The sequence below is a fragment of the Anaerococcus nagyae genome (genome assembly GCF_040364225.1).
Taxonomy (GTDB): domain Bacteria; phylum Bacillota; class Clostridia; order Tissierellales; family Peptoniphilaceae; genus Anaerococcus; species Anaerococcus nagyae.
This window is the reverse complement of sequence record NZ_AP031484.1, coordinates 1,519,564-1,541,524: the sequence shown is the minus strand read 5'-3', so window position 1 is coordinate 1,541,524 and position 21,961 is coordinate 1,519,564. Positions and strand designations below refer to the sequence as shown.

Here is a 21,961-nt window from a genome sequence, read left to right as displayed (position 1 = left end):
CATGAAAAATACAAAAAACACAAAAATAAAAACTTATAGCTCATTTGCCCTGGCTTTAGCCTTATTTGTACCAATAAATTCTTTTGCAAGTGAAACATTAGAAAATAGCCAAGAAGTCGAGCAAAATATTAGTGAAGATCAAAATGATCAAGTGGAAAAAAGTGAAAAATCTTATATAGATCTAGTTTCTAACAATCTATCAAATGACGGTAAAAAAGCATCTTACACTTTCAATATACCTAAAATAGAGAGCCAATCTAATCTAAGAGCCTACATCTATTTGCCAGATAACTCTAATCTTAAGAATCTAAATGTAGTTAATAGCAATGCTAAGTTAACTTTTGATCAATTAACTTCTATGCAAAAGATTGAACTTGACTTATCAAATACAGATCAAAATACTATAACTTTAGAAGCTGATATTAAGGAAGATTCAACTACTACTTACTCATTTGATTTAGCCTTAGTAAGTGAAGACGAGAGTATCAAGGAAGTAAAGAAAGTATTTTCCGAACTTATAGAAGATTCTAAGGGCAATAAAGCTCTATTAGATAAAGACCTTGATGGTGTTGCATCTATTCTTTCTGGTAAGTTTGTGGGAAATAATCAAATAGAGTGGACAGATTATCTAACAAATACCACTGATAAAGATATAAAACTTGCTTATCCACTAGAGCCTAGTGAAAATCAAAGTTTTGAGCCATCTAGTCTTAAGCTTCAAGGATATCAACTTACAAAAAATGGTTATGAGCCAGCAGGTCAAGTAAGTGAAATTAATGTAGAGGATTTCAATGGACTAGTAATACCAGATAATACCTTGGTAAAACTTACAATTAATTCTACAGTTGATCCAAATAAGGATTCAGCTTGGGATATCAATGGTGTAAGAGTTAGTAAAGGAGAAATCCAAGAGCAAGATCAAAAATCTAATGAAGAAATAAAAGAATTAAGTGGAAATTTAGATAATAATGCTAAGCAAATCAAAGAAACTATCACTGATATAGATAAAGAGAATGAAACTAGTAAAAAAGATGTTCAATCAGATGATAAGAAAGCTTTAGAATTATCAAAGAAATTAGAAACTACAAATCAAAATCTTAGCAATTCTTTAGATGAAGTCAATAGATCAAGTAATGAGAATGGTGATAAATCTGATGTTATTTTAGATGATGATAACTCTAATCAAAACGCTTATGATGTTCCAAAAATAACAAAAGAACTTGATAATGTTACTACAAAAATAAAAGAAATGATTAAGATGATTGATTACGAAGAAGCAATGCGAGATGGAGTAAGTAAAGAAGATACATCAGATATAGAAAATGATGGTGTAGAGTATATCAAAACACTTACCGAGAAAATCCAAGAATCTAACAAATTAGTTCAAGAAGAACTTTCTAATGTCTATGGTAAGTCTGCTGTTAAATCGGTAATGACTCTAAGTCACAATATAGATGATGATACCTATAAAATCCTAACAGGACTTGGAGAAAGTACAGCAAAGACCGATGAAATAGCAAGACAAATTAACCTATCTATTGAAACAGGTAAGATAATTGACAATCCAGAAGAAAAAAAGCAAATAGTAGCCATTATTAATGACTTAGAAAGTATAGAAGCTTCTAACAATAAGGTTTTGGAAAGTATTGAAGACAAAGAAGAAATAAGTCCAAACTTTGATATTGTAGTAGATGGATTCTCACAAAAGCTATATAAGGATTTCAAAAAAGTTGCAACTGTAACTCTAGATCCACTAGATAAGGCAAGTGTAAGAGTTGATGCTAATAAGGCTAAGAAAGACTATCCGACAATAACAAGTTATTTAGAAAATCTAGACTTAAGACGTGATTTATTAAATAAATAAGATACAAAATATGATATTAAGGTATATAGATGGGGAAAATAAATCTCTTATCTCAGACTGTTGATAAAATATAAATTTACCCATTTCGACCGAAGGTAGTGAGCGGAGAAATCTCAGGAGATCTATCCATGTGTTCTTTTCACTCACACTAAAACTCGTTTGCCAGGCAAACTTTTCTGTGCTTTCGCACTAGTTTTAGGGATGAATGTAGCAAATCAAGGTACTTTCATCTAGTCGAGATGGACTGGAGCTTAATTTAAAATTTAAATTATTAATAAATTTAAAAATTGATTTTGTCTACGTTCTAAGATGAGGAAAATAAATTCCTCGTCTTTTTTTATAAAATCTATTTATATATTCTATGTTAGTACTTTGTAATAGCATATATTTCTTGACTTTTTAACAAAGTATATTATATAATTATCGAAATAAAATTTCGTGGGGGAATAATATGATAGATACAAAAGAAAAAACTAAACCTAGCACTTTGCAAGCTATTTCACCATTAGTTATTATGATTGTTTTGCTTACTATAGGAGTAGGATTTTTGAAACTAAGGGCAGAACCTATAATTTTAATATGTACGATTATTACAAGCATGATTGCTAAAACATTAGGATATACTTGGGAAGAATTGCAAAGAGGAATAATAGAAAAGATATCAAGTGCTCTACCAGCTACTCTTATTTTATGGTCGGTTGGACTTTTGATAGGTTCTTGGATGTTTTGCGGTACTGTACCTATGATAATTTATTATGGCGTTCAAATTATTAGCCCAAGATTTCTATATGTAACTGCGTTTTTAATTACTGCTGTTTTATCGACGGTTACAGGAACATCTTGGGGATCAGCTGGAACGATTGGTGTTGCAATAATGGGTATTGCTCAAGGACTTAATATGAATTTAGCAATTACAGCAGGAGCAGTTGTAGCTGGTTCATATTTTGGAGATAAGCTATCACCATTTTCTGATACAACGAATTTAGCTCCACTTGCGGCTGGAAGTGAGCTTTACGATCATATAAAACATATGCTATATACAACTGTCCCTGCATCTATTGTATCCATTATAGTTTATCTAATTGCAGGTCTATCGTCAAAGACAAGTCTTGCAAGCGCAGATTCTGTAAATATAATACAAAGTCAACTATCAGGAATTTATAATTGGAATATTATTTTACTTCTTCCAGTAATAATTATGCTTGCAGGTTCAATCTTAAAATTTCCAACTTTACCTACTATGGTAGTAAATTCTTTAATCTCAGTTGTCATTGGAATTTTTGTCCAAGGATTTTCCTTAAAAGATGGCTTTGCTTCTATGATAAATGGTTTTGATATTGGGATGACTGGATTTAATGGAAAAATAATTGAAGATATAGCAACCCTTATAAATAGAGGCGGAGCTGTCTCGATGACAACTACTACAATTTTAGTATTTTGCTCTATGGGTTTTGCAGGTATTATGTCAGTTTCAGGTATGCTTGATGTAGTATTGGACGCAATTTTAAGCAGGGTGAAGAGTACATTTGGAGTTGTTATATCAACTATAGTATCTTGCTTTACAGTTGCCTTTGTAACGGGAAATTCTTATCTTTCAATTTTAATACCTGGCGAATTATTTAAAAAAGTTTATCTTGAGAGAAATTTGCATCCTAAAAATTTATCTAGGACTTTAGAAGATTCTGGTACGGTTTTGGTTCCGCTGATTCCTTGGTCAGCAGCAGGAGCTTATATGGCTGCAACCTTGGGAGTTGAAACATTGACTTACCTTCCTTGGGCAGTTTTAAATTATACAGGAATCATATTTGCTATAATTTGGGCAATTACGGGTATAGGTATCACAAAAATAAGTGAAGAAGAAAAAGAAAAATTTTTGACAAAAGAGAGTGAGAAACTATGATTTTAATTAAAAATACGAAAATACTTGGTAAAAAAAATAAGGATAGAATCCTTATTGGAAATGATAGAATAGTCGATATTTTTTCTGGAAAGTCACCATATAAAGTTGATGAAGTATTTGATGCATGCGGTAAAACTGTGATTCCAGGACTTATAGACCAGCATATTCATATTACAGGTGGTGGCGGAGAAGGTGGATTTCATACAAGAGTACCAGAAATTGGTCTTTCAAAATTAGTAGAGGCTGGTATTACTACGGCAGTTGGGCTTTTGGGTACGGATTCAGAAACAAGAAGTGTAGAAAATCTTGTAGCAAAATCTATAGCTCTTACAAATGAAGGAATAAAAACATATTCACTGACAGGATCATATGCTTATCCAAGTCCTACTATAACAGGATCTATAAAAAAGGATATTATTTTTATAAATCAGTTAATTGGAGTAAAGATTGCTATAAATGATCATCGAGATTCTTCTCTTTCTTACAAAGAGCTTCAAAGGATAGGCTCAGAAGCTAGGATCGCTGGTATGATTTCTGGTAAAAGCGGGCATGTAACTATCCATATGGGTGATGGTAAATTTTATTTTGAGCAAATAAATGATGCCCTTAAATATTCTAATATTCCAATAACAACATTTAGACCTACTCATGTTAATAGGAATAAAGAACTCTATGGAGAGGCTATAAAGTTTGCTACAAATGGGGGATATATAGACTTAACAACTTCTATGAGTAAAGACTTGACTGATATTAAATCCTATAAAAAGGCAAAAGAAAGTAACGTTCTTGATAAAATTACTTTTTCTTCAGATGGATTTGGATCCTGGTCAAACTATGATGATAAAGGAAACTTGATAGAAATTGGATATAGTCCAGTAAATACAGGACTAAAAGCTATAAAAGAACTTGTAAAATCGGGAGAGAAATTAGAAGATGCAATCAAACCTTTTACATCAAATGTAGCAAAGGCTTTAAAGTTAGATAAGGAGATTGGATATTTGAAAAAAGGATACATAGCTAATCTACTATTATTAGATGAAAATTTGGATTTGGATACAGTAATATCAAATGGCAAATTTATGATGAAAGATAAAAATATGTTGGTAAAAGGAACTTATGAATAAAAAAAGAATGTAAAAATAGATCTGCTAAGCAAAAGTAAATCTTAGAATGTAGACAAAGTCGATTTTATAATTTATTAATAATTTAAAATTTAAATTAAGCTACAGCCCATCTCCACTCACTACGTTCGGTCGGGTGGTCGAATTTTATATTTTGTCAACAGTAAGTATGAGATCTGCTAAATAAAAGTAGATCTATTTTTATTAATATTTATTATAAGAAGAAAAGCTCAATTTTTAGCAATAACAACACAATAAGGTGGATTGTTTACTTTATTTATATAGTCCATTTTTAAAACTGTAAATTCTTTATAAGATAGAGCTCCTAGGAAATCATCTAATCTTTTTGACTCTATAAAGCCCTCTTTATGGCCTGGGTAAATAGTCATTACAACTTTACCATTCTTTTTTAAAAGTATTAAAACTTTTTCTAAGCTTTTTATAGTGCTATCTGCTTTAGTCGTAATATTTTTATCGCCTTTTGGAAGATATCCTAAATTATAGATTACTAAATCTAGGTCATCTTTTATATACTTATCAATATTAGCATGACTATCTAAAATAAATTCAAAATTATCTTTTTGACCTAATAGATCATAGGTTGCTTTTTTAGCTCTTTCTTGTATATCAAAAGCAAAGAGTTTGTCTGGATCTAATTCATCTAGAATGAACTTGCTATCATATCCATTTCCAGCAGTCATGTCTACTGCGATTTTTATATCTTTTTCACGCTTTATTAGTTCATGTGCTAAGTCTGTTGGCCTATCTATCATAAATAATTACCTAAATTTTCACTACTACCATCAATTTTTGTAAAAAATTTAGAATCAGTTTCGTTTTTTACAATAGGCATACCCATCCTATGCATTTCATTTAGCTTAAAAATCATAAGATTGACATTTACATCATAAAGGCTGGCCAGTTGATTGTAACTATAACCTTCTTTTACATCCTCCATAAGTTTTTTTTCATCAAGCAATAGATGGGCTGCAAAAATATTCGCTTCAATTTCCATTTCACTTCTTATATCAAAAAGCTCGTATTCTGCTGCGCCTTGTTTTGCTTCGGTTCTATGGTATAAATCATGGCCAAGCTCATGTGCGAAGACCATATTTATTATCCTATCATCAACATAGGGATTATAAAAGACAAAACGATTTCTCTTAATGATCTTATACATTCCCAAAACTTTAGTAGGGTTTTGAAAGGGAATAAGAAACACTCCACGTCCTTCAAGGATTTCACGAGGATCGCGAGTTTTATATAAGTTTATTAAGTTATTTACATCAGTGTAAATTTTATCATAGGTAGTAGACATTATTTGTCCTTATGTGGATTATATTTCCTATTTTCTGTTTTAGCTATATAGTATGCTTCACTTATAGCATCAAGGATTGCTTTCTTGTCTTCTTCTGGGACTTCCCCTCCAGCCATAAGACCTATGACTCCTTCTACCATTTCTTCAGCATCTTTGCCCCCAGCATTACCATAGCGTTCACGAGCTTTGAGGATAAAGTCCTCTTCGTCAGTTACCAGGTAATCGTGAGTAGTACCCAAAGCCTCAGCTAGGGCATCATAGGTCTTTCTATATCTTGGCCTAGTCTGACCAGATTCATATCTAGAGATAGTCTTTAATGAAACATCGCAATATTTTGCAAGTTGTTCTTGGGTTATGTTGTTAGCTTCTCTTAATTCTTTTAATTTGTTAGCAAATGCCATATTTTCTCCTAATCTATCAAGGACTCTTGATAAAGTCATTTAATGTCTTAATTATACATTAATAGTCTGGGAAAATCAATTTATATTAAATATATATATTTTGCATTTAGATTGTATTTAAGCAATATACAGGGTTCTATTATTATTTATTTATTGTAAAATAGAATTAAGGAGTATGAAAACATTTTTCATAGAAAGGGGAGATTATGAAGATTGAAAATAAAGCTAGCGCTGGAACTCTAGAGTCTAGTGATGCTGAAGTTAATGTATATCCTAGTGAAGAGCTAAAATTAGAAGTTAAGAGTAGTGTTTATGCTCAATTTGGTAGTCAAATAGAACAAACAGTCAAAGAAATACTAGATAATTTAGAAATAGAATCAGGTGAAATTTTAGTAGATGATAGAGGTGCACTAGATTGCACTATCAGATCTAGAGTAGAAACTGCGATATTAAGATCTAATAATATTACAGAAAATATACCATGGGGGGATAAGATATGAAAAGAGAAATAAGACGTACCATGATGTTTTTAAATGCTCAAAGAGCATCTCTTGTAAAAGATCCATACATCTATGGTCCTGATTGTGTGATTTTGGATCTTGAAGATGCAGTAAGCCCTAATGAAAAAGATTCCGCGCGTATTCAACTTTACAATACCTTAAAATATATAGACTATGGAGAAACTGAAATTTGGGTTAGAATAAATGCTACTGATAGTCCATATTATAAAGAAGATATCAGAGCTGCTGTAGCAGGTGGATGCGATGGTATAAGAATTCCTATGTGCGAGAGTCGTGATCAGGTAGTTGAAGTTGAGAAATTAGTAGAAGAAGCTGAGGAAGAATTTTGTAAAGATATAGGTATAACTATGCTTATGGCAGCTTTAGAAACACCGCTTTCAATTATAAATTGCTATGAAATATGCACATCAAGCGATAGACTTATGGGTGTGGCACTTTCAGGTGGAGATTTTGCTCGAACTATGCATGCAAAGACTACAAAGACAGGTGAGGAGTACTTCTTAGCAAGATCTCAAATGGTTTTATCAGCTCGTGCGGCCGGAGTTATGTGTTTTGACACAGTATATACAGATCTAGATGATGAAGAAAGTTTAAGACACGATACAGAGTTAATAAAAAATATGGGGTTTGATGGAAAATCAATTATTTCTCCAAAACAAATTGATACAGTCCACCAAGTATTTACACCAAATGATAATGAAATATCAAATGCTGAACGTGTTATAGTTGCTGTAAATGAAGCTAAAGAGGCTGGTATTGGTGTAGTGGTTGTAAATGGAAAGATGGTTGATAATGCCCACGTAGAAGGAGCTTATAGAACTTTAAGTATGGCAAAAGCCGCAGGAATATATGAGGGGGATTTGATATGAAAAACGCAGTAAATAGAGAAATTCCAGATTACTTACTAGAAGATGGTAGTGAAGTCTTTAAGGGAGCCTATGCTAATGATGGTAAAGATCTTGTAAAAGAGACTCCTACTATAAAAACTAATATAAAACCAAGTGAAAACAAATTACTTGAAAATATAAAAGAATCCATCAAGAAAACTGGTCTAAAGGATGGAGATACAATTTCTTTCCATCATCACTTTAGAAATGGTGACTTTGTAGCAGCTATGGTTATGGAAGCTATCCATGAACTAGGAATCAAAGATTTATTTATATGCGCATCATCCCTTGGTAAAGCTCATGCTAACTTTGTACCAATGATAGAAGACGGAACTATAACAGGTATTTCTTCATCAGGTGTACGCGATGAAATTGGGGAAGCTATATCAGAAGGAAAGCTTAAAAATCCAGCATATATTAGAAGTCATGGTGGTAGAGTTGGAGCTATTGAATCTGGAAAGGTAAAGATAGATGTTGCTTTTATTGCTGCGAGTTCTTCAGATGAATACGGCAATGCTAGTGGTATCAATGGTAAGGCTAATTGTGGCGTTCTTTCCTATGCAGGAGCTGATGCTAAATTTGCTGATAAAGTTGTAGTTATAACAGATACTCTAGTTCCGTTCCCAAATTATCCCCATCCAATAAGCTCTGTTGATGTTGATTATGTGGTAAATGTAGGCAAGATTGGAGATCCTTCTAAAATAGCCTCAGGTGCTATAAGAATGACAAAAGACCCGCGTGAGCTAAAAATGGCAGAATATTGTGCTAAAGTAATTGCAAACACTGAGTGGTTTAAAGATGGATTTTCCTTCCAAACAGGTGCAGGTGGGGCAAGTCTTGCAGTAGCTGTAAAGATAAAATCTTATTTAGAGCATACAGGTATCAAAATGGGATGGGCTATGGGAGGTATTACAGAGCCTATTGTAAATCTCTTAAAAGAAGGATATGTAAGATATCTTGCAGATGATCAAGCCTTTGATGTACCAAGTGTAGAGAGTGTTTATACTGATCCTAATCACTTTGAGATAGATTCTAGTGAATATGCTAATCCACTTAATAAAGGAGCATATGTAAATAAACTTGACTATGTAGTTCTTGGAGCATTGGAAGTAGACCGTGACTTTAATGTTAATGTAGTTGTAGGATCAGATGGAACTATACAAGGAGCTCCAGGTGGACATCCGGATACAGCAGCAGGATCTCATTGCACAATTATAGTTGCACCACTTATAAGAGGAAGAATAGCTACAGTTCGTGAAAGTTGTACCTCAATTACAACGCCAGGTGAAACAGTGGATGTTATAGTAACTGACTATGGTGTAGCAGTAAATCCAAATAGGGAAGATTTATTAAAGCAATTACAAAATACAGACTTACCTATAGTAAATATGGATTATCTTATAAAACGTGGTGAACAAATCACAGGAAAACCTAATAAAATAGAATATGAAGATGATGTAGTTGCGGTAGTTGAATACAGAGATGGATCTATTATAGATGTTGTCAAAAAAGTTAAAAATAAAAATTAAATATTACAAGGAGAAAATATGTTATCAGTAATGGGCTTTATAATGATTGCACTGATCATTATATTGTTATTAAAAGAAAAGATGAGTCCAGTCGCAGTTATGGTTCTTATACCAACTGTGGCTGCATTTATAGTAGGTACAAGCATAGACGATCTATCTGTTTATGTGACAGATGGTATGGATTCTATAAAAAATAACGCTTTCATGTTTATTTTCTCTATATTATTCTTTGGGATAATGTCAGATGTAGGTGTATTTGATGCTCTTGTAGACAAACTTGCAAGGTGGGCGTCCGATAATCCAGTAAAGATCACTGTATCTACAGCTCTTATAGCAATCCTTGCTCACCTGGATGGATCAGCAGCAGCCACCTTACTTATAACGGTTCCAGCTATGCTTCCTATATATAAAAGGATGGGAATGAGAAGTCAAACACTTTTAACAATTATAGCTGCATCAGTAGGAGTTATGAACCTCCTTCCATGGGGTGGCCCTACAGTACGTGCAGCAACAGTTATTAAAATGGATCCTACTGAATTATGGAGAGAGTTAATACCTATACAAATTCTTGGCGTTTTCTTAGCTTTAGCAACTGCAATTATATTAGGTATAAAAGAGAAAAGGTATGCAGAAGCTAACTTTAATATAGCTAATACAGGAGAAGTTACGAAAACTTCTAATAAGTCAGAAGCAACTTGTATTGATCAAAATAATAAAAGTGAACTAAGTCCTAGAATTAAAAAGTTATTACCTGTAAATATATTGTTAACGATTGCCATTATAGCTTTACTTATGGCAAATAGTGTAATAAACTTGCCAAGTTATTATATATTTATGATTGGTACAGTGCTAGCTATGGTTATAAACTTTCCTAATCTAAAAGATCAAAACGATCAAATTAAAAAGAATGCAGCAAGTGCTTTATCAATTGTAGCCACTATAATGGCCGCTGGAGTGATGGTTGGAATAATGGAAGGGACAGGAATGCTAGAAGCAATGGCAAATACTCTAATAAACATTATTCCACAATCCTTAGGTAAATATATACATATAATATTTGGTATTCTAGGCGGACCGCTTGGTATGATTACAGGAACAGATGCTTACTTCTATGGAATATTACCACCACTAGCAAGTGTAGGTGAAGCATTTGGTATTAAATCGCTATACACAGCTATAGCTATGGTATTAGGTAAAAACTGTATATTACTTTTATCACCTATGGTTCCAGCAACCTGGCTTGGATTAGGATTATTTGAAGATGAGATTAGCTTAAAGGATCACATCAAAGCTTCCTTTGTTTGTTGCTATGGTATAAGTTTAATTATGCTATTATTTGGAGTTTTATTTGGAATAATAGCTGTATAGTAATTTAAAAGCCTTTACAAAAGTAGAGGCTTTTATTTTTAGAAAGAATATAAGGTGCAACTATGAATGATACACAAAGTTTATATGAAAAAGTTAGAAGTGAAATAAAATTTAATATTATAAACGGTAAGTATCCTATGGGCAAAAGGCTTAAGGCTAAGGACTTAGCAGAAGAGCTTTATGTTTCTAGAACTCCTATAAATAAAGCTCTAAACAGCCTTTATGATGAGGGCCTTTTAAACTATAATAGAAATATTGGTTACAGTGTAAGAATAATAACCGTTGATGATATAGAAGAGATATTTAAAATTAGGACTGCTCTGGATGTTCTTTCCTTTAGAGAAGCTAGCTTGAATATGAGGGAAAATGACTTTTCATATATGAGGCGCTTATTGAATAAGGCAGATCTTGCTTCTAAAAATGGAGAAATTAATGAAATAAGAGCAGCTGCCAAGTTATTTAATGAAGCAATATATGATTTTGCAGATATGCCTAGGCTTACAATGATTATAGCGAACTTAAATGATTATCTAGAAGTTTTAAGAAAGTTATCTTTTGATGGGAGAAGCGAAAATTCAAGAAGAAAATTATCTATAGAAGAGCATAGCAAGATCTTAGATCTTATGGAAGCAAAAGATTTTAATAGTCTGGAAGAATTTATTATAAAACATTTAGAAGGATCAAAAAATTATATAATTGGAGAATCCTATAAATATAAGGATTTCGTTCTAAATGAAAAAGAGGAAGATATCAATGAGGAATGATTATAAATATTTTACATTTGATAATATTCCAAGTTTAAATGATGTATTGGATAATAGAGAAAGAAGAATAATAAAGATTCATGACTTAGAAAAAGTTTATCCTGATATGATTATAATTTGTTTTAAATTGAATATACCAGGAGAACAAAAAATTAATGATGCTATTATTAATATTTTTAATCTTGGAGTAATAGATATAAATTTAACGCTAGATTCTAAAAATATAATTTATAATGATAGCAAAAAAGATATTACAGGACCAGAGTATTTTTGTGTGGCAAAAGGGGATCCTTGTGATTTAAAGATGAAGATGGTAAATATTGAGGAAAATTCATATTTTGGTAGACTTTACGATATAGATTTAATATATAAAGGGAAAAGTGTAAGCAGACAAGAGCTTGATCTTGGATCACGAAAGTGCTTTTTGTGTAATGATGATGCAAAAATTTGTGCTAGATCTAGAAAGCATAATTTAGATAGCATGATAAGATGGATAGAAGATTTGATAGATAATTATGAGGGGACTTATGGTAAATAGAAAGATAAAAATTATAGATTCAACTCTAAGAGATGGAAATCATACAGTAGGTAATAGATTTGATTTGGATGATATTAAATCAATAGTAAAAACTTTAGATCAATCTGGCTTAGACTATATTGAAGTAGGATATGGTTTTGGAATGGGAAGTTTTAATAAAGAGGGATTTGCAACAGATTATCAAATTTTAGATGCAGCTATAGGGCAAGCAAAAAATAGTAAGATTGCAATCTTAGTATTTCCAAATAAGGCTGATATAAAAAGTTATGAGAAACTTCTAGACTACGATATAGGACTTATAAGGCTTGCAGTACAAGCTAGTAATGTAGAGCCAGCTAAAGATTATATAAAACTTGCTAGAGATAAGGGGATTCAAGTTGGAGGATTTATGATGATGGCTAGTCGTTTATCTGCAGATGAAATAACAAGTGAAGCTTCAAAACTAAAGAAATTTGGAGCTGATACAATCACTATAACAGATTCTGCTGGAGCTATGATTCCAAGTAGTGTAGTAGATACTATAAAAAAAGTAAAAGAAGCTACAAAACTTGAAATAGGCTTCCATACTCATGATAATTTAGGACTTGCTGTGGGTAATAGCATGCTTGCTATATCAAGTGGGGCAAGCTTTATAGATACAGCAATAGCAGGACTTGGCGCAGGAGCTGGGAATACTAGAACAGAAAGCCTTGTTGCAGTATTAGATAAAGAAGGTTACAAGATTAATGCTGATATGTTTAAGTCTATAGAATGTGTAAAAGTGCTTGATAAAATAATTAAAAAATATGATGTAAATATTAAGGATATGAGAGATATGATATTGATTGGTTACTATGGGATATATTCTGCTTTTATGAAAAATGTAAGTGATTTATCAGATAAGTATGGAGTAAGCAAAAAATACCTAATAGCAAACATTGCTAAAAATAGATATGTACCAGGAGATGAAGAAAAAATAGAAAGTCTAGCTAAGATGTTAAGATAAATATTGGTCGGGGTGAAAGGATTTGAACCTTCGACCTCATGTTCCCGAAACACGCGCGCTACCAAGCTGCGCCACACCCCGCAATATTTACATAGTACTTTTTAATTATAAATTTTCATCCTTAATAATGTAATTATATATTTAATATCTCAAAGTGAACCTATTAATATCCTTAGTATCTAAGTATTCTATTAGTTAGTTGAATTCACAATTGGTAGAAATTTTAATCTGATATAATTAGTAGTTTTATATTTAAAACTATAAATAGATCATTTATAGGACTATGATTACTTATTTTTAATATAAGTCAACTAAATAGCTTCTTTATGTATTCATAGCTAGTAATAGGTATTAGATCCTTTGTATTTTCTAGCTTGCCATTTTTAAGCAAAGTTCTTACTCTGGATGCCGATATTGCCTCTTCATTTACCTTTTTTCTAGGTATTACTACAATTTCTGGTTTATTTGGATTAGGCTTGCTTTTAAAGATCTCTTTCATAGTTTCGTTATAGATTCTAGTAGCTTCATCATTTGGCTCTGTCCCTACAAATCTTTTATCAATATCTAAAACTTTGGAAAAATGATATTTAAAAATTTTGGCATCTAATTTAGCCTGTATTTTTGTTATGGATTTATCTTCATCCATAAAATATGAAGGGAAAGTTGCAGATGATACTAGATAATTATCTGTCTTATGTATAATTACATTTGATAAGTCTCTTACACCTTCCTTAACCATATTGTATCTATCCTCTGTTGTAAAATATGATGCATCTTCGCTTACTACAAATATATGAAGGTAGCTAGTGTTTTTAGCTGCATATTCTATTAGATATTTGTGGCCTATGGTAAATGGATTTGCATTAAGTACAACAGCTCCTATAGATTCACCTTCTACTTTTGTCTTTGAAAGACTTTCTAAATACTTACTAAAATCATTATGACTTTTTTGCATAAATATTAGATCAGGCTCAACCCTTTCTATTTCCTTAAAGCCTATAGCAGTAAAGGAATTTTCATAAATTGGCTTGGTATATACAAAAGCTCCATCAAAGCCCTTTAATTCAATTTCGTTTAAGGCAACGGTCATAAGCTCATTAAAGATAGCACCACCCTTAAAGTTATCATCAATAGCTACACATTTGATTATATTTTTATATAAAGATGCTGTAGCTATGAGTTTATTATTCTCATATTTAGCAAAAGTTGTATCAATGTTTTCTTCAAACCTTATAGATTCTGATCTGAGAAGTTCAAAAAGGTCCTTTTTATCACTACTTATTTTTTTAGGATAAATTTTTTCCATCAAAATCCTTCCTTAAAAATTCTAGAGTTCTAATAGTTGTAAATAAATCAGCAATTCCACCAGATGAGATATTATTTGATATATAATAATTATTTAACTCTTCTAGCTTATCTTGATAGATGTCGGGGTCCTTAATATCAGCGATATTAGATGCTTTATTTTGAACATATCTTAAAGTATCTAAATTTGACCTGTGAAAAGTTGTTGTATCATCTACATTTGCAATTAGGTATAGGGTCAAGCTAGTATCAGAAATATCCTTATTATAAATATAATTTGTAATACTTATTATTTCTTTATAACCAGTTAGGGGATAGTTCCTTATATCCCTTAATCCGTTATTATCCCAGAACATTGCCTTAAATTCAGCTTTATAATCTTTAAGAAGAGGAGAGGCGAAAGTTTTTATGAAATTTTCTAAATCTTTCCATTTTTTTTCATAAACATAGCTATAAGCTAGAAATAGTTGTAAAAATATAAGGCCCTTATGTGTGTTTATATTATTGGTAGAAGCAAACATAGTCTTTTCTATATCAATGCCCCTTTGACGTAAATCATAAAAATCACTAATATTTTGCCATTCAGTTTCTTCGAAAGCTAAGCAAATAGCATTAGCTGATTTATTAAATAAAGTCCAGTCCATGTCCTCATGGGATCCTTTACTATAATAAGTCACACAACCAAAGCCATATTTTCTGGATAATTCTTTATCTATAGATTTTTTCAGGGCGCATGTGTATTTTTTAATATCTCTCATATATGAAGTATAACATAAATCAAAAAAATATTTTGCATTTTAGATGTATTAAAAATTATTGGTATTATATCTACTAAACTTTATAATGAAGGTGTTTTTATAAATATTTTTAAGTAATATTATTTATAATATAAATTATAGGAGGTTATAATGAAGAATAAATATATCTTAGGTCTTTCTTGGTCACTTTACTTTTGTAATTTTGATAATTGCAATTACTTTCAGTGTTTTGCCTGATAGTCTTATTAGAGATTTTTATTCATGATCATTGTTAGAGAATTGGTAAAATTTTTAGGAAATAATATACATATTGTAAATATTTATTTGGGTATTTCAACAATCGTAGCTATTTTTGATGGAGTTTTCTTTATTTATTTTGGGATTTTAAGAGCAACTTTTGTAAATAAAGAAGATTCTAAATCAGATGATGAGAAAGCTTTAGAATTATCAAAAAAATTAGAAGCTACAAATCAAAAGCTTAGAGATTCAATAGATGCAGTCAAGAAATCAACTAGTGAGAATGCTGATGAATCTGATGCTAGCTTAGATGATGATAACTCTAAGCCAAATGCTTATAATGTCGTAAGAATAACAAAAGAACTTGATGAAGTAACTGCAGAAATAAAAGAAGTGATCAAGGTAGTTGATGATGAAGAAGCGATACGTGATGGAGTAGTTAAAGAAGATGCATCATATATAGGAAAATACAGTGCAAGCTACATTGAATCACTTACCAAGAAAATCCAAAAATCTAATAAGATGGTTCAAGAAGAACTTTCTAATATTTATGGTAAATCTGCTGTTAAATCAGTAATGACCCTAAGTAACAATATAGATGAGGATAGCTATAAAATGCTAACTGGTCTTAAAGAAAATACAGAAAAAATTGATGAAATAGCAAGACAAATCAACCTTGCTATTGAAACAGGTAATGTAATAGATAATCCAGAAGAAAAAGAAAAAATAGCTGCTATTATTAATGACTTAGAAAGTATAGAATCTTCCAATAATAAGGCTTTGGAAAGTATTGAGGATAAAGAAGAAATAAGCCCAAACTTTGATATTGTAGTAGATGGATTCTCACAAAATCTATATAAGGATTTCAAAAAAGTTGCAACTGTAACTATAGATCCACTAGATAAAGCAAGTATAAGAGAAGATGCTAATAAGGCTAAGGAAGAATATCCAACAATAACAAGCTATCTAGAAAATTTAGAATTAAGACGTGATTTATTAAATAATTAAGATAAAAAATTCACCCATTTTGAATGGAGCGAAACGAAGTAGAGAAATCCCAAGTATATAGTCCAAATGAAGAGATCTCTCCGCTCACTACGCTCGGTCGAGATGGATAACCCCCATTTCGACTGAAGTGAAGCGAAACGGAAAAATCTCAAGTATGTAGTCCAAGGACTGAGAAATCTACGCTCTCTAAGTTTGGTTAAACTTAGTCTAAAAACTCGTAGAGTAAAAGTATCCATTGAGTTTATTCTAATGATTTTAGGACGTTTATTTATTATGTAAGATCTCCATTAAAATATGGTCGGGGTGAAAGGACTTGAACCTTCGACCTCATGTTCCCGAAACACGCGCGCTACCAAGCTGCGCTACACCCCGTAATATCCTTTATTATACTAGTTTTAAGGATATTTAAAACCTTTATGGAAATGTTTGCATTAAAGCTTTACGAGTGTTATTATTTATTTAAGATAAATATTTGCTAGATTAAATATAAGATAAATATTTTCTTTATTTACAAATATTATATAAAACTAGTGGATTAATAATATTAAAAGGAGCATATTATGGACGTTTATGAAAAAGCACTAGAAAAGCACAAAAACTGGCAAGGTAAAGTTGGTACAGATGTAAAGGCTAAGGTAAATAATGCAGAAGATTTGACCTATGCTTATACACCAGGAGTTGCTGAACCTTGTAAGAAAATAGCTGATGATGAATCTTTAGCCTATGAATATACTATGAAAGCTAATACTATAGCAGTAGTAAGTGATGGATCTGCCGTATTAGGTCTTGGTAATATTGGCCCAAAGGCAGCTATGCCAGTTATGGAAGGAAAGTCTGTACTTTTTAAAGAATTTGGTGGGGTAAATGCAGTTCCAATAGTTCTAGACACTCAAGACCCTGATGGAATAATCGAAACTGTTAAGAATATAGCTCCAGGTTTTGGTGGAATTAACTTAGAGGATATATCATCTCCAAGATGTGTATATATAGAAGATAAATTAAAAGAGATGTTAGATATCCCAGTTTTCCATGACGATCAACATGGTACAGCTATAGTTACAGTAGCAGCTTTAATCAATGCTCTAAAGTTAGTTGGTAAAAAGCCAGAAGATATCAAATTAGTAATTTCAGGAGCAGGAGCAGCAGGATTTTCTTGTGCTAAACTTATTAGAGATTTAGGTGTAAATAATATTATAGTATGCGATTCACGTGGAGCAATTACAAAAAAAATGTTAGATTCAGACAATCCTGTGAAAGCACAAATAGCTGAAATATTTAACCCAGAAGATTTTGAAGGTTCTTTAAAAGAAGTAATGGTTGGTGCAGATGTATTTGTAGGAGTATCAGCTCCAAATATTATAGATGGGGAAGATATCAAAAATATGAATGAGGACGCCATAGTATTTGCCATGGCTAATCCAGTACCAGAAATAGATTACAATGAAGCTATCAAAGCAGGGGCAAGGGTAGTAGCAACTGGAAGATCAGATTTCCCTAACCAAATCAATAACGTCCTAGCATTTCCTGGAATTTTTAAAGGTGCTCTAGATGCACGTGCATCACAAATTACAGATGATATGAAAATGTCAGCAGCAAAGGCACTGGCAGCCTTTGTGGAAGATGAGGAATTAAAAGAAGAATACATCATACCATCAGCATTTGAAGAAGGAATAGCAGATGCAGTAGCAGAGGCTGTGAAAGAAATAAAATAATTGCTAATTATGAGTATAAAAGTAAAATAAGATTTGTATAAGCAATAAAAAGAACAGAGATTGTTACTAAGTAACAGTCTCTTTTGTTTGTATAAATTATATTGAGCTAATATTGAGATCTCTCCATGCATTCGTTACACTCACACTAAAACTCGTTTGCTAGGCAAACTTTTCCGTGCTTTCGCACTAGTTTTAGGGATGAATGTACCAAATCAAGGTATATTCATTTAGTCGATATGGATACGCTAAGATATCACTTTTATTAAAATTAAAATAAAGTCATTCAACAATTTCGATCCAAGCGAAGAGTAGTGGAAAAATTTCAATGATCTATATAAGAGAGGCAAAATGAATAAAGATATCAAACTAATAGCTCTAGACTTAGATGGTACACTCCTAGGCAGTGATGAAAAATTGGTAAATAAAAATAAAAAAATAATAAAAAAACTTCATGAAAAAGGAATAAAGATTGTAATTGCAACAGGTAGACCTTTTAATGGATTTTGGTGGATAAGAGAAGCTCTGGGTTTAGAAGATTATGAGGACTACTCAATTTCAAATACTGGAGCTTTTGTAAGACGTAATGCAGATGCAAAAATCATTATAGATAACTCAATGAGCAGAGATGATTATGAAAAAATCTCATCCCTAATAGAAGATGAAGATATACAACTTGCACTTTTTACAAAAGATGTATTATATAATAATGCAGATGAAGTAAACGAAGGATTTAGAAAAGATCAAGAAGTGATGCATATGCCACGTCAAAAGTTCAAGGACTTTGACGATATAGAAGAAAAAGTAGCCAGAATGAATTTTATGGCAGCTAAAGAAACTATAGATAATTTTTATGAAAAGGTAAGGGAAGGCTTGGAAAAAGACTATATACTTATCAGAAATGAAAGTTATTCTTTAGAAGTCCATAGAAAATCTTCCGGTAAGGCAAATTCACTCAAAAGATTATGCGATTATCTCGACATAACTTTAGATAAGGTAGTATACTTTGGGGATGGTGCCAATGATAAAGCTTCCTTAGAATTGGCAGGCTTAGGTATAGCCATGGGCAATGCAGAAAAAGAGAGCAAAAGAGTAGCGGATAAAGAAACTTTAACAAATGATGATGCAGGAGTAGGAAAGTTCTTAGAACAATTTTTAGACTAGGGGAATAAATGGATAAATTTGCGATTCTTTCATCTGGTTCATCAGGTAACTGTCTTTTTATAGAATACAAGGGCAGCAAAATCCTGATAGATGCTGGTTTTTCAGCAAAAAGAATTGAATCTTTATTAAATCAAATAGGCAAAACTGCAAGTGATCTTGACGGAATATTTATAACTCACGAGCATGCCGATCATTCAAAAGGTGCAGGTACTCTATCAAGAAGATTTAATCTGCCAATATATGCCAACGGGGGTACTTGGAAAGGCTTAGAGAAATTTTGTGGAAAAATAAAAGAAGAAAATATAAAAGTATTTGACTCCGATAAATTCTTAAGCTTTGGATCAATGGATATACTTCCAATAAAAGTACACCATGATGCTAATGAACCAGTTGGATTTATAATATATATTGGAAACAGAAAGATTAGCCTTATAACTGATACTGGAATAGTAGATGATAGTATGGCTTACGAACTAAAAGGATCTGATATCTATTATCTAGAAGCCAATCACGATCTTGAAGCACTTAAACGTGGTCCTTATCCATATTCACTTAAGCTTCGTGTGATGAGCAATATGGGTCACTTATCAAATGACCAAACAGCAGAAGTTCTATCAGATGCACTAGAGGGTAAAGAAGAAAAAGTTTTTTTGGGTCACTTATCAGAAACTAACAATACACCAGAGTTATCAAGGCTAACAGTAGATAACTATCTAACAAGTCTTGGCTTAGATACAAAAAATGATATACTTTTAGATGTAGCAGATAGACATAATCCATCTGGTATTGTAGAATTATAAGGAAAATTAATGGAAATTCAAGAAATAGAAAGATCAATTATAAAAAAATATAGAAAAGAAATTTGGTCTCCATTTATAAAAGCGATAAAAGAATTTAAGCTTATAAATGATGGAGATAAGGTGGCAGTTGCTATGTCAGGCGGTAAAGATTCACTATTATTAGCCAAAGTTATAGAAGAATTACATAAGCATAGTAAAGTAGATTTTGATGTAGTATATATATCAATGGATCCAGGCTACGATAAGATAAATCGCGAGCAATTAGAAAAAAACTTAGACTATTTAGGTATAGATGGACAAATCTTTGATACCCATGTATTTGAAATAGCAGAAGAAGTTTCCAAGGGAGAGTATCCTTGTTATATGTGTGCTAGAATGAGAAGGGGTAATCTTTATGCAAAGGCTCAAGAATTAGGATGTAATAAAATTGCTCTTGGTCATCATATGAATGATGTAATAGAAACTATCATGATGAATGTCCTATACGCAGGAAATTTCAAAACTATGAAGCCGAGATTAAAGGCACAAAATTTTGATAATATGGAGCTTATCCGTCCATTCTACTATATAAAAGAAGAAGACATTATAAAGTGGCGTGATTATGTAGGTCTTCATGCCCTTAACTGTGCTTGCACAGTAACAAAATCACAGGAAGCCTACACTAGGAAGATGATAAAATATATGATAGCTGATATGAAAAAAGAAAATCCTGATGTAGAAAAGTCAATACTTAAATCTGCAGAAAACGTCAATTGTGATATGGTAATAGGCTATCAACTAAAGGGAGTTAAGCACTCGTTCTTGGAGGAATTTAATGATTGATTTTTTAAAAGTCCTAATACTTTCTATAGTAGAGGGCATTACAGAGTTTTTACCAGTATCATCTACTGGACATCTAATATTAGTAAATGAATTTGTAAAGCTAGAGCCAGCAGATTTTTCAAATGCATTTAATGTAATTATTCAGCTTGGTGCCATACTTTCAGTTGTTGTCCTTTATTTTAAGAGACTTAATCCTTGGGATCATGATAAAACAGCAAAATATTTTCCGAAAAATTACGAAAGATTAAATGGACAATCTAGATTTTATTATAGACTTACTCACCCAGACCAAAAGACTATGGAAATCTGGAAGAGAGTAATAGTAGGTGTACTTCCAGCAGGTATACTTGGACTCTTATTTGATGACTATATAGATGAGCATTTATTTAATCCTATGGTTGTAGCAACTATGCTTGCGCTTTGGGGTGTAATAATTATCCTAGTAGAAAAAAGAAATAAGACCAATACAGGATTTGCTCATGATAATATAGCAAATATATCATATAAGACAGTATTACTAATAGGTCTTTTTCAATCGCTAGCAATGATACCAGGAACAAGTAGATCAGCAGCAACAATAATGGGTGCAATGATTTTGGGGCTTACAAGAGAAGCTGCAGCAGAATTCTCATTTTTCCTAGCTATTCCAACTATGCTTGGCGCAACACTTCTAAAAGTTGTGAAAAATGTTCATGGTTTTTCAGGATACCAATGGTTATTAATACTTGTAGGAATGGTATTAAGCTTTATAGTAGCATATGTGGTAATAAAGAAATTTATGGCATATATTAAAAAACACGACTTTATACCATTTGGCGTATATAGAATAATCCTTTCAGTAATAGTATTCCTATATTTTGGAATTTTTGCATAAAAACATATAAGATAAATAGGTCAGATATAAGTGAAATTATATCTGATTTTTTATTGCGTAAATTTAGTATAGAGATTGTATGAACTCT

At 31.8% G+C, this 21,961-nt stretch carries 21 protein-coding genes and 2 tRNA genes; 16 read left to right on the top strand and 7 right to left on the bottom strand.

All coding sequences use genetic code 11. From position 1 onward, the window contains the following. Position 1: 1 nt before the first annotated feature. The 3 genes from ABXG81_RS07500 (at position 2) to iadA (ending at position 4,888) form a co-directional block, all read left to right on the top strand. Entirely contained in the window at positions 2-1,864 is a 1,863-nt protein-coding gene (locus ABXG81_RS07500) for a hypothetical protein (protein ID WP_209813181.1), read from the top strand. A 451-nt stretch (positions 1,865-2,315) separates the two neighbouring features. Next, complete coding sequence (nhaC, locus tag ABXG81_RS07495; protein WP_353528701.1) at positions 2,316-3,764, top strand: Na+/H+ antiporter NhaC; 1,449 nt, start codon at positions 2,316-2,318, stop codon at positions 3,762-3,764. Further along, positions 3,761-4,888 (top strand): beta-aspartyl-peptidase, encoded by a 1,128-nt coding sequence (gene iadA / locus ABXG81_RS07490; protein WP_353528700.1) that lies wholly within the window; start codon positions 3,761-3,763, stop codon positions 4,886-4,888. Before nhaC ends, iadA begins: the two co-directional genes overlap by 4 nt. A gap of 227 nt (positions 4,889-5,115) precedes the next feature. Here iadA and ABXG81_RS07485 read toward each other — a convergent pair whose 3' ends face one another. The 3 genes from ABXG81_RS07485 to ABXG81_RS07475 are packed head-to-tail and all read right to left on the bottom strand — an operon-like array spanning position 5,116 to position 6,604. Beyond that, positions 5,116-5,658, bottom strand: coding sequence for a class I SAM-dependent methyltransferase (locus ABXG81_RS07485; RefSeq protein ID WP_209813175.1), 543 nt, complete (start codon positions 5,656-5,658; stop codon positions 5,116-5,118). Continuing rightward, positions 5,655-6,203 (bottom strand): ImmA/IrrE family metallo-endopeptidase, encoded by a 549-nt coding sequence (locus ABXG81_RS07480; protein ID WP_209813174.1) that lies wholly within the window; start codon positions 6,201-6,203, stop codon positions 5,655-5,657. The genes ABXG81_RS07485 and ABXG81_RS07480 overlap by 4 nt, the downstream gene beginning before the upstream one ends. Continuing rightward, positions 6,203-6,604: a helix-turn-helix domain-containing protein gene (locus tag ABXG81_RS07475; RefSeq protein WP_353528699.1), complete on the bottom strand. Its 402-nt coding sequence runs from the start codon at positions 6,602-6,604 to the stop codon at positions 6,203-6,205. The genes ABXG81_RS07480 and ABXG81_RS07475 overlap by 1 nt, the downstream gene beginning before the upstream one ends. Before the next feature lie 206 nt (positions 6,605-6,810). Between ABXG81_RS07475 and citD the strand changes: the two genes are divergently transcribed. From citD to ABXG81_RS07440, 7 genes are all read left to right on the top strand, one after another. Further along, complete coding sequence (citD, locus tag ABXG81_RS07470) at positions 6,811-7,104, top strand: citrate lyase acyl carrier protein (RefSeq protein WP_117519918.1); 294 nt, start codon at positions 6,811-6,813, stop codon at positions 7,102-7,104. Next, the gene (locus ABXG81_RS07465) at positions 7,101-7,994 is read left to right on the top strand and encodes an aldolase/citrate lyase family protein (protein WP_353528698.1); all 894 of its coding nucleotides are present in this window, start codon (positions 7,101-7,103) and stop codon (positions 7,992-7,994) included. The genes citD and ABXG81_RS07465 overlap by 4 nt, the downstream gene beginning before the upstream one ends. After that, the gene (gene citF / locus ABXG81_RS07460; protein WP_117519914.1) at positions 7,991-9,541 is read left to right on the top strand and encodes a citrate lyase subunit alpha; all 1,551 of its coding nucleotides are present in this window, start codon (positions 7,991-7,993) and stop codon (positions 9,539-9,541) included. The genes ABXG81_RS07465 and citF overlap by 4 nt, the downstream gene beginning before the upstream one ends. An 18-nt stretch (positions 9,542-9,559) precedes the next feature. Further along, positions 9,560-10,909, top strand: coding sequence for a citrate:proton symporter (locus ABXG81_RS07455; protein WP_353528697.1), 1,350 nt, complete (start codon positions 9,560-9,562; stop codon positions 10,907-10,909). Between the two features lie 62 nt (positions 10,910-10,971). Continuing rightward, positions 10,972-11,673, top strand: a complete 702-nt coding sequence (locus ABXG81_RS07450) for a GntR family transcriptional regulator (RefSeq protein ID WP_353528696.1) — start codon at positions 10,972-10,974, stop codon at positions 11,671-11,673. Continuing rightward, positions 11,663-12,211, top strand: coding sequence for a citrate lyase holo-[acyl-carrier protein] synthase (citX, locus tag ABXG81_RS07445; RefSeq protein WP_209813168.1), 549 nt, complete (start codon positions 11,663-11,665; stop codon positions 12,209-12,211). Before ABXG81_RS07450 ends, citX begins: the two co-directional genes overlap by 11 nt. Next, positions 12,201-13,196: a hypothetical protein gene (locus tag ABXG81_RS07440; protein WP_353528695.1), complete on the top strand. Its 996-nt coding sequence runs from the start codon at positions 12,201-12,203 to the stop codon at positions 13,194-13,196. Before citX ends, ABXG81_RS07440 begins: the two co-directional genes overlap by 11 nt. Before the next feature lie 4 nt (positions 13,197-13,200). Here the strand turns inward: ABXG81_RS07440 and ABXG81_RS07435 are convergent. From ABXG81_RS07435 to ABXG81_RS07425, 3 genes are all read right to left on the bottom strand, one after another. Further along, a tRNA-Pro gene (locus ABXG81_RS07435) sits at positions 13,201-13,277 on the bottom strand. Between the two features lie 226 nt (positions 13,278-13,503). Then, positions 13,504-14,502: a [citrate (pro-3S)-lyase] ligase gene (gene citC, locus ABXG81_RS07430; RefSeq protein ID WP_117519904.1), complete on the bottom strand. Its 999-nt coding sequence runs from the start codon at positions 14,500-14,502 to the stop codon at positions 13,504-13,506. Beyond that, positions 14,483-15,259 carry a triphosphoribosyl-dephospho-CoA synthase gene (locus ABXG81_RS07425; protein ID WP_353528694.1) on the bottom strand — a complete coding sequence of 259 codons (777 nt, stop codon included), beginning with the start codon at positions 15,257-15,259 and terminating at the stop codon, positions 14,483-14,485. Before ABXG81_RS07425 ends, citC begins: the two co-directional genes overlap by 20 nt. 261 nt (positions 15,260-15,520) lie before the next feature. Between ABXG81_RS07425 and ABXG81_RS07420 the strand changes: the two genes are divergently transcribed. Then, positions 15,521-16,504, top strand: coding sequence for a hypothetical protein (locus ABXG81_RS07420; RefSeq protein WP_353528693.1), 984 nt, complete (start codon positions 15,521-15,523; stop codon positions 16,502-16,504). Between the two features lie 295 nt (positions 16,505-16,799). Here ABXG81_RS07420 and ABXG81_RS07415 read toward each other — a convergent pair. Continuing rightward, positions 16,800-16,876: transfer RNA gene (locus tag ABXG81_RS07415), tRNA-Pro, on the bottom strand. Positions 16,877-17,064: 188 nt separating this feature from the next. On the opposite strand from ABXG81_RS07415, the gene ABXG81_RS07410 reads away from it, so the two are divergent. The 5 genes from ABXG81_RS07410 to ABXG81_RS07390 all read left to right on the top strand — a co-directional run bounded on the left by ABXG81_RS07410 (position 17,065) and on the right by ABXG81_RS07390 (position 21,873). Beyond that, complete coding sequence (locus ABXG81_RS07410; protein WP_353528692.1) at positions 17,065-18,216, top strand: NADP-dependent malic enzyme; 1,152 nt, start codon at positions 17,065-17,067, stop codon at positions 18,214-18,216. A 348-nt stretch (positions 18,217-18,564) separates the two neighbouring features. After that, positions 18,565-19,377, top strand: a complete 813-nt coding sequence (locus ABXG81_RS07405; RefSeq protein ID WP_316116219.1) for a Cof-type HAD-IIB family hydrolase — start codon at positions 18,565-18,567, stop codon at positions 19,375-19,377. An 8-nt stretch (positions 19,378-19,385) separates the two neighbouring features. Further along, the gene (locus ABXG81_RS07400) at positions 19,386-20,177 is read left to right on the top strand and encodes an MBL fold metallo-hydrolase (RefSeq protein ID WP_353528691.1); all 792 of its coding nucleotides are present in this window, start codon (positions 19,386-19,388) and stop codon (positions 20,175-20,177) included. Between the two features lie 9 nt (positions 20,178-20,186). Continuing rightward, the gene (locus ABXG81_RS07395; RefSeq protein ID WP_117519892.1) at positions 20,187-20,999 is read left to right on the top strand and encodes an ATP-binding protein; all 813 of its coding nucleotides are present in this window, start codon (positions 20,187-20,189) and stop codon (positions 20,997-20,999) included. Beyond that, positions 20,992-21,873 carry an undecaprenyl-diphosphate phosphatase gene (locus tag ABXG81_RS07390; protein WP_353528690.1) on the top strand — a complete coding sequence of 294 codons (882 nt, stop codon included), beginning with the start codon at positions 20,992-20,994 and terminating at the stop codon, positions 21,871-21,873. The genes ABXG81_RS07395 and ABXG81_RS07390 overlap by 8 nt, the downstream gene beginning before the upstream one ends. Positions 21,874-21,961: the final 88 nt, after the last annotated feature.